The 15295-nt window shown below is 62.8% G+C and carries 15 protein-coding genes; 11 read left to right on the forward strand and 4 right to left on the reverse strand.

Annotation, left to right across the window (positions count from 1 at the left end):
• Window positions 1-3: 3 nt before the first annotated feature.
• Complete coding sequence (locus NKI67_RS11895; RefSeq protein ID WP_023676368.1) at window positions 4-474, reverse strand: Lrp/AsnC family transcriptional regulator; 471 nt, start codon at window positions 472-474, stop codon at window positions 4-6.
• 115 nt (window positions 475-589) lie between these two features.
• On the opposite strand from NKI67_RS11895, the gene NKI67_RS11900 reads away from it, so the two are divergent.
• Complete coding sequence (locus tag NKI67_RS11900) at window positions 590-805, forward strand: DUF6356 family protein (RefSeq protein WP_023676367.1); 216 nt, start codon at window positions 590-592, stop codon at window positions 803-805.
• A 172-nt stretch (window positions 806-977) separates the two neighbouring features.
• On the forward strand, window positions 978-2348 hold the full coding sequence (locus NKI67_RS11905) for an amidase (protein WP_023676366.1): 1371 nt from the start codon (window positions 978-980) through the stop codon (window positions 2346-2348).
• Here the strand turns inward: NKI67_RS11905 and NKI67_RS11910 are convergent.
• Window positions 2342-3418, reverse strand: a complete 1077-nt coding sequence (locus NKI67_RS11910; protein ID WP_023676365.1) for an NAD(P)/FAD-dependent oxidoreductase — start codon at window positions 3416-3418, stop codon at window positions 2342-2344. The two genes, NKI67_RS11905 and NKI67_RS11910, sit on opposite strands and share 7 nt — an antisense overlap.
• A 117-nt stretch (window positions 3419-3535) precedes the next feature.
• Here NKI67_RS11910 and NKI67_RS11915 point away from each other — a divergent pair, with 117 nt between their 5' ends.
• From NKI67_RS11915 to NKI67_RS11930, 4 genes are all read left to right on the forward strand, one after another.
• Window positions 3536-4123: a TetR/AcrR family transcriptional regulator gene (locus NKI67_RS11915; protein WP_023676364.1), complete on the forward strand. Its 588-nt coding sequence runs from the start codon at window positions 3536-3538 to the stop codon at window positions 4121-4123.
• A gap of 4 nt (window positions 4124-4127) precedes the next feature.
• Window positions 4128-5054, forward strand: a complete 927-nt coding sequence (locus NKI67_RS11920; protein WP_023676363.1) for a haloalkane dehalogenase — start codon at window positions 4128-4130, stop codon at window positions 5052-5054.
• Window positions 5055-5320: 266 nt separating this feature from the next.
• Window positions 5321-5683 (forward strand): hypothetical protein, encoded by a 363-nt coding sequence (locus tag NKI67_RS11925; protein WP_023676362.1) that lies wholly within the window; start codon window positions 5321-5323, stop codon window positions 5681-5683.
• Between the two features lie 83 nt (window positions 5684-5766).
• On the forward strand, window positions 5767-7365 hold the full coding sequence (locus NKI67_RS11930; protein WP_502893745.1) for a peptide chain release factor 3: 1599 nt from the start codon (window positions 5767-5769) through the stop codon (window positions 7363-7365).
• A gap of 169 nt (window positions 7366-7534) precedes the next feature.
• On the opposite strand, the gene NKI67_RS11935 is transcribed toward NKI67_RS11930, so the two are convergent.
• On the reverse strand, window positions 7535-8008 hold the full coding sequence (locus NKI67_RS11935; RefSeq protein ID WP_023676360.1) for a VOC family protein: 474 nt from the start codon (window positions 8006-8008) through the stop codon (window positions 7535-7537).
• A 288-nt stretch (window positions 8009-8296) separates the two neighbouring features.
• Here NKI67_RS11935 and ilvD point away from each other — a divergent pair, with 288 nt between their 5' ends.
• The 4 genes from ilvD (at window position 8297) to NKI67_RS11955 (ending at window position 13525) form a co-directional block, all read left to right on the forward strand.
• Window positions 8297-10141, forward strand: a complete 1845-nt coding sequence (gene ilvD, locus NKI67_RS11940; protein ID WP_023676359.1) for a dihydroxy-acid dehydratase — start codon at window positions 8297-8299, stop codon at window positions 10139-10141.
• Window positions 10142-10369: 228 nt separating this feature from the next.
• Window positions 10370-11644, forward strand: coding sequence for an amidohydrolase family protein (locus NKI67_RS11945; protein ID WP_031211684.1), 1275 nt, complete (start codon window positions 10370-10372; stop codon window positions 11642-11644).
• Window positions 11645-11863: 219 nt separating this feature from the next.
• Window positions 11864-12784, forward strand: a complete 921-nt coding sequence (locus tag NKI67_RS11950) for a DMT family transporter (protein WP_023676358.1) — start codon at window positions 11864-11866, stop codon at window positions 12782-12784.
• 267 nt (window positions 12785-13051) lie between these two features.
• A complete protein-coding gene (locus NKI67_RS11955; protein ID WP_023676357.1) occupies window positions 13052-13525 on the forward strand; it encodes a DUF805 domain-containing protein in 474 nt (157 codons plus the stop codon).
• A 127-nt stretch (window positions 13526-13652) separates the two neighbouring features.
• Here NKI67_RS11955 and NKI67_RS11960 read toward each other — a convergent pair whose 3' ends face one another.
• Complete coding sequence (locus NKI67_RS11960; RefSeq protein ID WP_023676356.1) at window positions 13653-14555, reverse strand: phosphotransferase family protein; 903 nt, start codon at window positions 14553-14555, stop codon at window positions 13653-13655.
• Window positions 14556-14658: 103 nt separating this feature from the next.
• On the opposite strand from NKI67_RS11960, the gene NKI67_RS11965 reads away from it, so the two are divergent.
• A complete protein-coding gene (locus NKI67_RS11965) occupies window positions 14659-15291 on the forward strand; it encodes a class I SAM-dependent DNA methyltransferase (RefSeq protein ID WP_023676355.1) in 633 nt (210 codons plus the stop codon).
• Window positions 15292-15295 lie beyond the last annotated feature (4 nt).

Genomic DNA, 15295 nt, shown 5'->3' on the forward strand with positions numbered 1-15295 from the left:
GCTTCAGCGCAGTTCCATCGGAACGACCGTGGTCTCCTTGATCTCCTCCATGACGAAGGAGGCCGAAACGTCCGATAGTGCCACCTTGGCGATCAGCCGTTGATAGAGCCGGTCATAGGCCTTCACATCGGCGACGCGGGCGCGCAGGACATAGTCGAGATCGCCGGACATGCGGTAAGCGCCGGTGATCTCGGCAAAGCCGGTCACCGCCGCTCGGAATCTTTGCAGCCAGTCCGGATCGTGGTTGGAGGTGCGGATCAGGATGAACACCGAAAGGCCGAGCCCAAGCTTGTCGGCGTCGACCAGCGCCACCCGGCCGGTGATGACGCCGTCTTCCTCCAGCCGCTTGACCCGGCGCCAGCAAGCATTGCGCGACAGCGATATTCTTGCCGAGAGCTGGTCGACGGACAGCGTGCCGTCGCGTTGCAGCTCGGCCAGCAATCTCCGGTCTATTTCGTCGATTTCCGGCGCCATGTGGGATGTTTGTCCCAAAATTCAGCCTTTCACAAGGACAATTTGAGACCGATGAACCGAACACCCATGCCAGTATACTCATCGCCGGCTCTTCATGCCGGCAGGAGGGATCGACATGACGGCACGGCTCGCAAGACTTTTCACCTCTCATCCGGCCACGGTCGGCGAGAGCTATTTCGGCCATATGGCTTTCGCCGCATGGTTCTCGTCGAGATTGTTCATGGCGGCCTTTGCCGCGCTCATTCATGCTTTCTTGCCGTTTCTGTTCGAGACCACGGCAAGCGGCATCATCCGTGAGCTCTATGAGCGGACGCATAACAGAGGACGGTAGGCCGTAGAGGTACCGAGCGCGGCGAGGCCGCTGGACGGCGCCAACGCTCAACGGATCCCGGCAGCGCAATCCCGATCAAGCGCCGCCATCGTCGAAATGTCGAGCCAGGCTTGAAGCCGCGCCGCAATCCGCCATTTTGAGGAGCGCGGCGCGATAGCCCGGAGCATCCACGATGGATATCGTCTTTTCCCCGACGACAGAACTGGCTGCCGCCATTCGCGACCGCAAGATTTCCGCTGTGGAAGCGCTGGACGCGCATCTGACGCAAATTGACAGGCACAATGAGGCGGTCAACGCAGTCGTAACCCTCGATCGGGACGGTGCGCGGCAACGCGCTGGCAAGGCCGACGAAGCCCAGGCGCGCGGCGAGGCCCTTGGGCCGCTACACGGCGTGCCGTTCACATTGAAGGACACGCATGAAACCGCGGGCATGAGAACCACTGTCGGCTTCCCGGCTTTCGCCGACTATGCCCCGAGGGCAGACAGTCCGGTCGTTGCCTGGCTGAAGGCGGCAGGCGGCATACTGGTGGGCAAGACGAACGTGGCGACAATGCTCGGTGACTGGCAGTCGAGCAATCCGCTGTTTGGCCGCACCGGCAATCCCTGGAATCTCCAGCGCACCGCCGGCGGCTCCAGTGGCGGTGCGGCGGCGGCGCTCGGCACCGGAATGACGCCGTTCGAGGTCGGCACCGACATGCAGGATTCGATCCGGCTGCCCGCATTCTTTTGCGGCGTCTACGGCCTCAAGCCGACCGAGCACCGCGTCTCGCTCGCCGGCGCCTTCCCCGATCCAGGCGGGGCGCCGCGCAGCGTGAGGCTGATCTCCTGCCTCGGACCGATGGCGCGCAGCGTCGAGGACCTGGCACTGATCTACGGCCTCATTGCCGGGCCGGATGGAAGCGATACCGACCTTGCGCCGGTACCGGTCGAAACCATGCCGGAGCTGGATCTCAGAAATTTGCGGATTGCCGTCGCGCCGTCCTTTCCGGGCTTTCCGGTGGCCGGCGAGATCAGCGCGGCGGTCGAAAGTCTGGCAAAAGAGCTTCAGGCTGCGGGCGCCATCGTCGAGGCCGAATTGCCGAAGCTCGACCTGCACGACGACCTGGAGCAAGGCGGTGCGCTGATCGGCATGATGCTGGAGGCGGCGCAGCCCGAACCACCGGAGAAGCCGACGCCGGTCTCGCGCTGGTTCGAGGTGCTCGCCCGCCGCGACCGCTCCATCCTGGCATGGGAACGGTTCTTCGACGGCTGCGACGCCTTGCTGTGCCCGGTCGCCATGGTCACCGCCTTCCCGCATTGCGAGCCGGGAACGCCGATCGAGGTCGACGGCGAGAAGCAAAGCTACTGGATGCTGCCGGCCTATGGCGCGGTGTTCAACTACAGCGGCCATCCGGCACTGTCGCTGCCCTGCGGACAGGACAGCAATGGCCTGCCCATCGGACTACAGCTTGTTGGCAAACGCTGGTCGGAGTCGCGCCTGCTCGGGATCGCCAGGGCAATCGACCCGCTGGCCGGCGGCTTTCGCCGCCCGCCCGGTTATTGAGTAAACCGCGCCAGCCCGTAGGGATCAAGCAGCGGATCGCGCTCGCCGTCGAGGATTTCGCGGGCGGCGAACAGGCCGACGGCCGGCGCCAGCGTGATGCCGGAATGCATGACCGCGACGTAGACGTCGCTCGTGCCTTCGGCGCGGCCTATGATCGGAAAGCCATCGACCGGGGTCGGCCGGTAGCCAATGGTGTGGAAATCGAGTTCCAGCCCATCCGCGCCGCGCAGCATCGCCTTCATCGCCGCAAACAGGTCGCGGGCGGTGGCCGCGGCATCCACGCCGGGATCGGCGCCGCCGAAATCCGAGCCGGCGACGACGCGGCCTTCCGCCGTCTGGCGCATATGCAGTCGGTCGCCGATCACCAGGCCGTTGAGCAGCTTTTCGTAGGGGCGCGAATGCACGATCAGGCCGGGCGGCGTCTCGATCGGCAGTTCTATCCCGGCTGTTGCCGCTAGTGCCGGAGAGCCGGCTCCGGCCACGATCACCACCTCGTCGGCAGCAATCCGCCCGCCGGATGTATCGACGCCGGCAATCCTGCCGTTGGCTTGCACCAGAGCGGTGACGGTCGTCCCGGCTACAATTCGCGCGCCGCGCCGTTCGGCGTCGGCCAGCAGTGCTTGCGTGGCGGCGACCGGCTCGGCAACGCCTTCCTCGGCGACATAAAGGGCGAAATCGGGAAGCTCGGTCAGATTTGGCTCGATGCGCGCCGCTCCGGCACGGTCGACACGCTCGATGCCGTAGCCCCATGCGGAGTGCTCGGCCGCATAGGCCTCAAGTTCGGGACGTGGCAGGTCCCAGCATAAGCCACCGCACCATTGCAACGGGATGCCGGGCACCTCGTTCGCCAATCGCGTCCATTCGGCCATCGATCGAGTCCGTAGTCGGAAGTAAGGCTGCGGATTACCCCAGCTGGCATTGATCCAGGCAAAGGAATTCGGTGTCGCGACGCCGCCGACGCCGCAGCCGGCAATGACCGTCACCTTTGCTCCGGCCCTGGTCAGGTGCCAGGCGATGGAGGCGCCGATGATGCCGGCGCCGATGACGATGACTTGTTTCGCCGCTGTCATGCTTCACTCCTCGTTCCAACGCCACCACTGCGATGCCATTGCCCGTGGGTTCTGCCAAGAGCGCGCCGTATCAAATGTGCCTCTTGACTTTAATACGTACGTACGTATTGTACCGGCATGCCTAGACATTCACTTCGCGAAAAACTTCTCGACGCCGGTTTCAAAACCATCTGGAGTTCCGGCTATTCGGCCGCTGGCGTACGCGACATCGTCGCCGCGGCCGATGCCCGTCCGGGGTCCTTCACCAATCATTTTGCATCCAAGGAGGCGTTCACCGGCGAGGTGCTGGACCGCTATTTCGCCTATGTGAGCGGTTTGGCGGAGCAGGCCCTTGCTCGGGACGGCACGCCGGTCGGGCGCTTGCGCCGCTATCTCGAAATCATCACGTCGAAGCTGGAGGCGCATGATTGGGCACGGGGCTGCATGATCGGCAATCTCAGCCTCGAGACGGCGGCTCACAGCGAGGCGCTGAGGCTGCAACTCGTCGCCATTTTCGAACGCTGGCGTAAGCCCTTTGCCGAATGCATCGCCGAGGGCCAGGCGGCTGGCGACATCACCGACGCGTTCGATGCCGAGGACCTCGCCGATTTCCTGTTGAGTTCCTGGCAAGGCGCGATGCTGCGCATGAAGGTGGAGCGCAGTCCCGAACCGCTCGAGCGTTTCAAGAATATCGTCTTCAAAACAGTCTTCGCAAAAAGGAGCTGATCCGATGAACCCGAAACTCGAAAAGCAGCAATCCCGCACAATGTTGCCACGCTCGCAAGTCGCGGTGCTCGATTCCACCATCTCCTATGTCGAGGCAGGCACGGCTGGCCCGACGGTACTCTTCCTGCACGGCAACCCGACGTCGTCCTACATCTGGCGCGACATCATCCCGCATGTGGCGCCGTTCGGCCGCTGCATTGCGCCCGACCTGATCGGCTATGGCCAATCCGGCAAGCCGGACATCGACTATCGCTTCTTCGACCACGTCCGCTATCTCGACGCCTTCATCGAGACGCTTGGCATCACCGACGTGGTGGTCGTCGCGCAGGACTGGGGCACCGCACTCGCCTTCCATCTCGCCGCACGGCGGCCGCAGCGGATCCTCGGCCTCGCCTTCATGGAATTCATCCGCCCCTTCGAGAGTTGGGACGATTTTCACCAGCGTCCGCAGGCGCGCGAATTGTTCAAGGCAATGCGCACGCCTGGCGTCGGTGAGAAGCTTGTCCTGGAAGACAACGTCTTCGTCGAAAAGGTACTGCCGGCTGCGGTGCTGCGCACGATGAGCGATGAGGAAATGGCCTCCTACCGGGCACCATTCCCGACGCCGCAATCGCGCAAGCCGATCCTGCGGCTGCCGCGCGACCTGCCGATTGAAGGCCAGCCCGCCGATGTCGCTGCCATCAGCGAGCACGACCATCGGGCGCTCCGGGCTTCCTCCTACCCGAAGCTGCTTTTCTGCGGTGACCCGGGCGCCCTCGTCTCGCCGCAGGCGGCACGGGAATTCGCGGCCGGCCTGAAGAACTGCCGGTTGATCGATCTCGGACCCGGCTCGCATTATCTGCAGGAGGACCATGCCGACAGGATCGGCGCCGCAATTGCCGAGTGGATTCCGGAGGTGGCCTTCGAGAGCCGAGCGACCGAATCGGCCTGACGTCGGGACGTGAACCGGCGGCTGCGGCAGCCGGAGAGGTCGACAGCTTAGCTCTGCCGGTGCCAAGCGATGGAGGCGCCAATGATGCCGTATCCAATGACGATGATGTTCTTGCTCGCGGCCGTGTACCTTCAAACGCCCAGGACTTTTTGCCCTCATTGCCACCATGCTACAGACTTGCCAAGAGCGTTGCCGGGACCGCTCTCGAAGCGGGTCGATGACGATCGCCTCACTGGAAACGTTCAGCTCAATCACATGAGGGTCATTTGCGCCGCTGGATAAAAGGGCTGGTTTTTGCTGCAGCCGGAGCCGCCATTGTCTATGCCGTCTTCTTCGGCCCGCTGCCGATCGTTCGATCTTGGTGGCAGGACGACAACTGGCTGGATCCTTTGCATAAGCGCCATCGCATTGCTGACGGTTTGGTGCTGACCGGGGCGTTGGTTGGGAAATCGCGGGCAGAAGTTGTTGCCATGCTCGGCGAGCCGCCGAAGACGGACTATTTCGAAGACTGGAGTCTGGTTTATATTCTTGGTTCGGAAAGAGGATTTTTTTCGATCGACTCTGAATGGCTGGTTATACGCCTGGATGACGCTGGCTCGGTCACGCAGGCGGCTATCGTCAGAGACTGAACCTGCTGCCGGGGTATCAGCGGTGTTTCCGTTCGACAGGCCGGAAAAGCGCTGCTAGAAGCCCGCGCCACAGACAGGATTCCATGAAATTGGCTGAAGACATCGAACAAGCGGTATCGCGCCGCCGCACTTTCGCGATCATTGCCCACCCCGACGCCGGCAAGACGACGCTCACCGAAAAACTGCTTTTGTTCGGCGGCGCCATCCAGCTTGCCGGCGAGGTCAAGGCCAAGAAGGACCGCATCCAGACCCGCTCGGACTGGATGAAGATCGAACGCGAGCGCGGCATTTCGGTGGTCACCTCGGTGATGACCTTTGAATACGAGGACACCGTCTTCAACCTGCTCGACACGCCCGGCCACGAGGATTTCGCCGACGACACCTATCGCACGCTGTCGGCGGTCGACAGCGCGGTCATGGTGATCGACGCCGCCAAGGGCATCGAGCCGCGCACGCTGAAACTGTTCGAGGTCTGCCGGCTGCGCGACATCCCGATCATCACCTTCGTCAACAAAATGGACCGCGAAAGCCGAGACCCATTCGACATCCTCGACGAGATCGAGCAGAAGCTGGCACTGGATACAGCGCCGATCACCTGGCCGATCGGCCGCGGCAAGACCTTTTCCGGGACCTACCATCTGGCGCTGAACGCGGTGCGCAAGGGCGACGCCGAAAAGGAGCGCACGCCGGTCAATGGACCCGATTCCAACCGCGTTGCCGGCCTGTTGCCGGAGAACGAGCGGGAGGCCTTCATCGAGGAGCTGGAGCTGGCGCGCGCGGCCTGTCGCCCGCTCGACCTCGATGCCTTCCGCGAGGGCCATTTGACGCCGGTCTATTTCGGTTCGGCGCTGCGCAATTACGGCGTGCGCGACCTGATCGAGGCGCTCGGCGCCTACGGGCCGCCGCCGCGCGCGCAGGAGGCCGACAGCCGCAAGGTCGAGGCGACCGAGGACAAGATGACCTCCTTCGTCTTCAAGATCCAGGCCAATATGGACCCCAACCATCGCGACCGCATCGCTTTCGTCCGCGTCTGCTCCGGCAAGCTCGAGCGCGGCATGAAGGCCAAGCTGGTGCGCACGGGAAAACCGATGAGCCTGTCGGCACCGCAATTCTTCTTCGCCCGCACCCGCGTCACGGCCGACGAGGCGTTCGCCGGCGATGTCGTCGGCATCCCCAACCACGGCACGCTGCGCATCGGCGACACGCTGACCGAAGGCGAGGAGATCCTGTTTCGCGGCGTGCCGAATTTCGCGCCTGAAATCCTGCGCCGCGTTCGCCTCGGCGATGCCATGAAAGCCAAGAAGCTCAAGGAAGCGCTGCACCAGATGGCCGAGGAAGGCGTCGTGCAATTGTTCTCGCCGGAGGACGGCTCGCCAGCCATCGTCGGCGTCGTCGGCGCCCTGCAGCTCGACGTCTTGAAGGAGCGGCTAAACTTCGAATACACACTGCCGGTCGATTTCGAGATGTCGCGCTTTTCCGTCTGCCGCTGGATATCGGCCGACGACAGGGCCGAACTCCAGCGCTTCATCGAGGCGCATCGCGGCGACATCGCGCGCGATCTCGACAACGATCCGGTGTTCCTCGCCCAGCACGCCTTCTCGCTCAACTACGAGGCCGAGCGCTGGAAGGCGATCCGCTTCACGGCGGTCAAGGATTATCAGGTCCGCGACAGAGCGGCTTGACGCGCCCCTTCCCTTCTCCCTTTGTGGGAGAAGGTGTCGCCGAAGGCGACGGATGAGGGGTGTTCCAGGAAACACCAACGTCTCATTCCGTCCAGCACCCCTCAACCGTCTCGGCGCTTCGCGCCGATCCACCTTCTCCCACAGGGGGAGAAGGGAAGATCGCGTTCGTTCACCCTTTCGCTGCCTCTTCGATCTTGGCGATGTCGATCTTGCTCATCTGCATCATCGCCTGCATCACGCGGCCGGCCTTTTCCGTATCGGGGTCCAGCAGCAGCCTGGGCAGCTGCTCGGGAACGACCTGCCAGGAGAGGCCGAATTTGTCCTTCAGCCAGCTGCACTGGCTGGGCTGGCCACCGCCCGCGATGAGCCTGTCCCAGAAATAGTCGACCTCTTCCTGCGTCTTGCAGTCGATGGAGAGCGAGACTGCCTGGGTGAACTTGAATTGCGGGCCGCCGTTGAGTGCCTGGAACTGAACGCCGTCGAGCTCGAATGAGACCATCAGCACCTTGCCCTCATTATCGCCGCTGCCCTTGGGCCAGCGCATCACGCTCAGCACCTTCGAATTCTTGAAGATGGAGATGTAATGGTTCATGGCCTCCTCGGCCTGGTCGTCGAACCACAGGCAGGGGGTGATCTTTTGCATTCTCTTGCTCCTCGGGCTGGTTTTGGCTTGTTTCACTCGCAAAACGGCCGGCTGGCAATTGATGCCCGGTCCCGCCGTCTGCTCAAGGACGCTCGAGCAAAACACGATCCGACAGCACTTCTGACTTTTTTACGGCCTGGGCCGGCTGCGTCTTTGGCTGGCCGCTCGTTCCGCACCCTGGCGCAGCGCAAAATTGTGGCCAGACCAGAGTGTGCCGTCTATAAGGCCTGCGGCTCAATTCCGGTTTTCCGCACCTTTGGGCGCGACGCAGACAGCAAGGACAGTTCAATGCCCGCCTACCGTTCCCGCACCACCACCCATGGCCGCAACATGGCCGGCGCCCGCGGCCTGTGGCGCGCTACCGGCATGAAGGATTCGGATTTCGGCAAGCCGATCATTGCCGTGGTCAATTCCTTCACCCAATTCGTGCCGGGCCATGTCCATTTGAAGGATCTCGGCCAGCTGGTTGCCCGCGAGATCGAAAAAGCCGGCGGCGTCGCCAAGGAGTTCAACACCATTGCCGTCGATGACGGCATCGCCATGGGCCATGACGGCATGCTCTATTCGCTGCCGTCGCGCGAATTGATCGCCGACTCGGTCGAATACATGGTCAACGCGCACTGCGCCGACGCGATGGTCTGCATCTCGAATTGCGACAAGATCACGCCCGGCATGCTGATGGCGTCGCTGCGCCTCAACATCCCGACCGTCTTCGTCTCCGGCGGGCCGATGGAGGCCGGCAAGGTGGTGCTCGCCGACAAGAGCCAGGCGCTTGATCTGGTCGACGCTATGGTCGCGGCCGCCGACGACAAGGTGTCCGACGAGGACGTCAGGACCATCGAACGCTCGGCCTGTCCGACCTGCGGTTCCTGCTCCGGCATGTTCACCGCCAATTCGATGAACTGCCTGACCGAGGCGCTCGGCCTGTCCTTGCCCGGCAATGGTTCGACGCTGGCGACGCATGCCGACCGCAAGCGCCTGTTCGTCGAGGCCGGCCACCTGATCGTCGATCTTGCCCAGCGCTATTACGAGCAGGACGACGACACCGCGCTGCCGCGCAGCATCGCCTCGAAGGGCGCCTTCGAGAACTCCATGACACTCGACATCGCCATGGGCGGTTCGACCAACACCGTGCTGCACATCCTTGCCGCGGCACATGAGGGCGAGGTCGACTTCACCATGGAGGACATCGACCGGCTGTCGCGGCGGGTGCCAGTGCTGTGCAAGGTGGCCCCGGCCAAGGCAGACGTCCATATGGAGGATGTCCACCGCGCCGGCGGCATCATGGCCATCCTCGGCCAGTTGGATAGCGCCGGGCTGATCAACCGCGACCTGCCGACGGTGCACACCGCAAGCCTCGGCGAAGCGCTCGATTATTGGGATATTTCGCGCACCACCAGCCAGAATGTCCGCGATTTCTTCCTGGCGGCACCCGGCGGCGTGCCGACGCAAGTCGCGTTCAGCCAGGACCGCCGCTGGGACGATCTCGATCTCGACCGCGAGAAGGGCGTCATCCGCTCGGCCGAACATCCTTTCTCCAGGGATGGCGGCCTTGCCGTGCTGAAAGGCAATCTGGCACTCGATGGCTGCATCGTGAAGACGGCGGGCGTCGATGAATCGATCCTGAAATTCACCGGTCCGGCAAGAGTGTTCGAAAGCCAGGACGCCAGCGTCAAGGCGATCCTGTCGAACGAGATCAAGGCCGGCGATGTCGTCGTCATCCGCTATGAAGGGCCACGCGGCGGACCCGGCATGCAGGAAATGCTCTACCCGACCAGCTATTTGAAATCGAAAGGCCTCGGCAAAGCCTGCGCACTGATCACCGACGGTCGTTTTTCCGGCGGCACCTCCGGCATGTCGATCGGCCATGTCTCGCCGGAAGCCGCGGAAGGCGGTCTGATCGGGCTGGTCAGGGAAGGCGACACGATCGAGATCGATATCCCCAACCGCACCATCAGGCTTGCTGTCGACGACGCCGAACTCATCGCCCGTCGCGCCGCGATGGAGGCCAGGGGAACGGCTGCCTGGAAGCCCGAAGAAAAGCGCAAGCGCAAGGTGACGACGGCCTTGCGCGCCTATGCGGCGATGGCGACAAGTGCCGCCAAGGGGGCGGTGCGGTACGTGCCGGAATAGAGGCTTTTCCTTCTCCCCTTGTGGGAGAAGGTGGATTGGCGCAGCGCCAGGACGGTTGAGGGGTGCTGGACGGAGTGTCGTCGGCGCCAAGCTGGAACACCCCTCATCCGGCCGCTTCGCGGCTACCTTCTCCCACAAGGGAGAAGGGAAGGGGCGCGCCTGAAGGTTCCGCCTTGCGGCAGCACGCTGCATGGAAAGAAACGGCTTTTTTGAACGAGGTGGCGCTAGATGGATTTTGACCTTGTGGTGCGCGGCGGGACGCTGCCCGACGGCAGGATCGCGGATATCGGCATCGTCGGCGAAACGATCGCAGCGATAGAGCCCGAGCTGAACGTCAGCGCCGGCACGGCGATCGATGCCCATGGCAATCTGGTCTCGCCGCCCTTCGTCGATCCGCATTTCCATATGGACGCCACGCTTTCGCTCGGCATTCCGCGCAACAATGTCTCGGGCACGCTGCTCGAAGGCATCTCGCTTTGGGGCGAGTTGAAGCCGCTTCTGACCCACGAAGCGGTGCGCGACCGTGCGCTCGCCTATTGCGACTGGGCGGTGTCGATGGGCCTGCTCGCCATCCGCACCCATGTCGATGTTTGCGACGACCGCCTGCTGGCGGTCGAGGCGCTGCTCGACGTGAAGAAGACGGTTGGCCCCTATATCGACCTGCAGCTGGTCGCCTTCCCGCAGGACGGGTTTTACCGCTCGCCGACGGCGCGCGACAACACCATCCGGGCGCTCGACACAGGCGTCGATGTCGTCGGCGGCATTCCGCATTTCGAGCGCACAATGGCCGACGGCACCCGCTCCGTCACCGAGCTCTGCGAAATCGCGGCGAAGCGCGGCCTGATGGTCGACTTGCATTGCGACGAGACCGACGATCCGCTGTCGCGCCACATCGAGCAGCTTGCCTATGAGACGCAGCGGCTCGGGTTGCAGGGCAGAGTGGCCGGCTCGCACCTGACATCGATGCATTCGATGGATAATTACTACGTTTCGAAGCTATTGCCGCTGATTGCCGAGGCCGGCGTTTCGGCGATCCCCAATCCGCTGATCAACATCATGCTGCAGGGCCGCCACGACACCTTTCCCAAGCGCCGCGGACTGACGCGGGTCAAGGAGATGCTGGCGCAAGGCATCCGCGTCGGCTGGGGCCAGGATTGCGTGCTCGACCCCTGGTATTCGCTGGGCACCGCAGACATGCTCGACGTCGCCTTCATGGGCCTGCATGTCGCGCAGATGTCGAGCCCGGCCGAGATGGCGCGCTGCTTCGACATGGTCACCAACGTCAATGCCGCCATCATGGGCCTCGACCACCTTGGCCTGGCGGTCGGCAAGCGCGCCAGCCTGGTCGTTCTCGATGCCGGCAACCCAGTCGAGGCGCTGCGGCTGCGCCCAGAGCGTCTCTGCGTCATCGCCAGGGGCAAGGTGGTGGCCGAGCGCAGCCGGCAGGACACGCGGCTTTCGATCGCCGGAAGGCCGGGCACGGTGAACCGGCGCCACGCTTAAAGCGCGTCGCGTTTGAACGGACCCACGCGACGCGCTTTAAGGTCTTGTTTTTAAGCGTGTCGTTATCGCAAAACCGCTGCACACTTTTGCGCGACATGCATCAGTCCAGCCGATTTCCGGCGCTGGTCTTACCGAATTCTCGATTTTCGCCTCGTCATGGCCGCAGCTTGCGACTACGACGCGGGTCACCGTACCCCACGGCGAGGAACCGGTAACGGAATGGCGCGGCCCGCAGCCCAGTACTCAACGATCATGAACGTGCTGCTGGCCGGCATCCTGCTGATGCTCGCCGGCGACTTCCTGTTTGCGCTGAACGACGCGATGGGCAAGTGGCTGGTCGCCAGTTTTTCCGTCGGCCAGGTCGTGCTGATCCGCTCGATCGGCGCGTTTTTCATACTCGGGCCGATGATTGCACATCAGGGTGCGGCCAAGCTGTTTCGCATGGAGCGGCCGGAGCTGCAGCTGCTGCGCGTGGTGATGACGACGCTCGACACGGCGCTGTTCTACGCGGCGGTCGTCTATCTGCCGCTCGCCGATGTGATGAGTTTTTACATGGCCGGGCCGATCTATGTCGCGGCGCTGTCGCACTTCCTGCTCGGCGAAAGGGTCGGCTGGCGCCGCTGGGCGGCTATCCTGGTCGGTTTCTGCGGCGTGCTGATCATGCTGAAGCCGTCGTCGGCCGCGTTCTCCCTGTCGTCGATGTTCGCGCTCGCCGGCAGCATTTCCTTTGCCTTCGCCATCATCCTCAATCGGCGGCTGCGCGGCACCAGCGACACTTCGCTGGTCACCTGGCAGACCATCGGCACGCTGCTGGTCGGCGCTGCGTTGACCATAGGCAGTTGGAAGACGCCGTCATCGCTCGATTTCGGCGCCATGCTGCTTCTCGGCGTCGTCTCCTGCGGCGCGCACCTGATGATCACCCGGGCGTTGAAGCTTGCCCCTGCCTCGACCTTGGCGCCGCTGCATTACAGCCTGCTATTGTGGGCAGTGGTCTTCGGCCTGGCCTTCTTCGGCGATGTGCCTGGGCCGCGCATCCTGGTCGGCTCGGCCATCGTCGTGCTGGCCGGCCTGTTCATCTTCCACCGCCAGAAGGTGGTCGACACGGTACCGCCCGAAAACGTGCCAAAGGGCGTGAACTAAAGCAATTCCAGGACGGTGTGAAAAGGCTTTCCGTCCACGACTGCATCAAAACAAAGCATAGAACGCGTCACATGGTGCCGTTTCGAAGCGGCGCGTTTTAGCGGCGCCTGATTATCGCTCTGAATAGCAGGAGAGTTCGGTCAAAAAATCCGATGTTTACATCGATATTTTGAGGTGTAAGTTGCCTGTCGGGCGTAATCCGAAATTGATTCTTGGTAGGGTAAGCAAGATCAATATTTCCGCGAAACTGCGGTAGAGGGGGGAAAGATGGGGAGTTTTTCTATATGGCATTGGCTGATAGTTTTGGTCCTTATCGGCTTGCCATTGGTGCTCGTTTTAAGAGCACCGCCAGCTGGTAGCAATCGTTTTGGGGACATACCGCATCAGATGAATTTTACTGAAGCTATTTCAAGCTTTTTCGGAAATTATGTGACTTTTTCGGGCAGAGCCGGCCGCTCCGAGTTCTGGTATTCCTATCTCTTCATTTTCATTATCTCTGTCGTTGCGATAATAGCTGATGCTGTTTTAAATAATGAAATTATCTCGTCCCTTTGGAATCTTGCCGTCCTTCTGCCGACACTTGCCATGACCACTCGCCGGCTGCATGACATCAACAGAAGCGGTTGGCATCAGCTCCTTGCGGGATTATTTCCCATCGGCACCATCGCGCTGATCGTCTGGTATTGCAAAAGGTCTGACGATACAGTGACAATGAGTGAATTAGAGAGGGTTTTCAAATAGAGGCCGACGTCCAGCGCTTTGCTCCAAGTCATGTCGCCTGACCCGCTCAATCGCAAAGCGCTTTTAGAGCATTCAAGCTTTTTGCTGGATCGCTGGAACTCTGGCACCGCTCTGATGTGGAATTGCTCTAACCCGTTCGCATCGCCGCAAGATGCCGCGAAAATTCCGGCGTCTCCATCAGTGCCTTGCAGCGCGCAAACCGGCCGTCGGCATAGGCGCGAAAGTCGTCGGCCGGATTTTTGTTGGCAAGCTGGATCAGTCCCCACAGCGTCCACAGCAGGTCGCACATCGCCTTGTAGATGACGATGCGGGCGCGCTCCGCCGGTCTCGGCTCGCCGCCGAAATAGGCCAGCGTCATCTCCTCGTCCTGCGCGGCGTCGAATTGCCCTTCGACGCTGAGGTCGCCGAGATCCCAGAGCGGATCGTTCATGCCGGAATATTCCCAGTCGACGATCCACATCCTGTCGCCCGTATCGAGAAAGTTTTCGCAGAGCGGGTCGCAGTGGCAGGCGACGATCGGCAGAGGTTGAGCCGCAAGTGCTGAGCGCACTGCCTCCGCCTCGCGGACCACATCGTGGTAGCCGGCAGGCAGGGCGACGTCCTTGGTTGACAGCACTTTCAGATAATCGTCGATCATCGCAAACAGCTCGAAGCGGAAGGGGAACACCGCGCCGGATGTGTGCAGTTTGCGAAAGGCCTTGCCGGCGCGTGCCGGGCTGCCCGGCCGAGTCTTGAACTTTTCCGGTGACATCGTCTCGGCACCGGCAACGAAGCGGGTCACCAACACGCCGGTCTCGGCATCGACATGCAGCACTTCGGGACTGACGCCGGCCTTCGCCGCTTCCCGCGCCGCCACTGCCTCGTTGGCGCGGTTGATGTATTCCTCGGTGCCCTTGCCGGGGATACGCAGGCAGAAATCCTTACCCCTGAAGACGAGGTTGGTGAGACCGCCGAGCCGTTCCAGAGGGCCGTCATAGCCGGCCAGCATCGGAATGGCCGCAAGTGCGGCGCGCGCCCGGTCGTCCGCCATGGATTTCGCTCCTTTCCCCGTGTTATTGGGACGACGACGGTTCCACAGTTTTCGCCGTTTGGCTATGATCGCGTTGCGGATCGATACCAGGCGACGGAAAGCGATGACGGACAGCAATCAGCAGAGCGCACTCGCCGCAGCCTATGCGGCGAAGCGGCCGGAAGACGTCGCGGCGCTCTACGACAGTTGGGCAGGCACCTATGACGCCGACATGTCGGCGGCTGGCTATCGCCATCCCACCATCTGCCTTGCCTTGCTGGCCCGCCATCTGCCGCGCGGCGCCGCTCCTCTGCTCGATGCCGGCGCGGGCACCGGGCTCATCGGCGAATGGCTTGCCATTACCGGTTATCCGCAGGTCGAGGCGCTCGACATCTCGGAAGGCATGCTGGCGCAAGCCGCGCGCAAGGGCGTCTATTCGGCGCTTCACTGCCTGGCGCTTGGCGGACCGCTGCCCTTCGTGGACGACGCCTATGCCGGGATCATCTCAGCCGGCGTCTTCACGTCCGGCCATGTCGGGGCCGAGGGTCTGGACGAGCTGATCCGCATCTGCCGGCCGGGCGGGGTGATCGTGCTGACAGTGAAGAACACGCTGTGGGATGCCGGGTTTGCCGCGCGGATCGCCGAGCTCGAGGCGCAAGGCACCGTCACGCGCGCCGAAGAGACGCCGCCCTATGTTTCGATGCCAGGCGAGGCCGATACCGTGCCGAGCCGGGGGCTGGTGCTCATCGTGAACTGAGGCT

Origin of the sequence: Mesorhizobium sp. M0408 (assembly GCF_040321495.1) — a bacterium.
Taxonomy (GTDB): Bacteria; Pseudomonadota; Alphaproteobacteria; order Rhizobiales; family Rhizobiaceae; genus Mesorhizobium.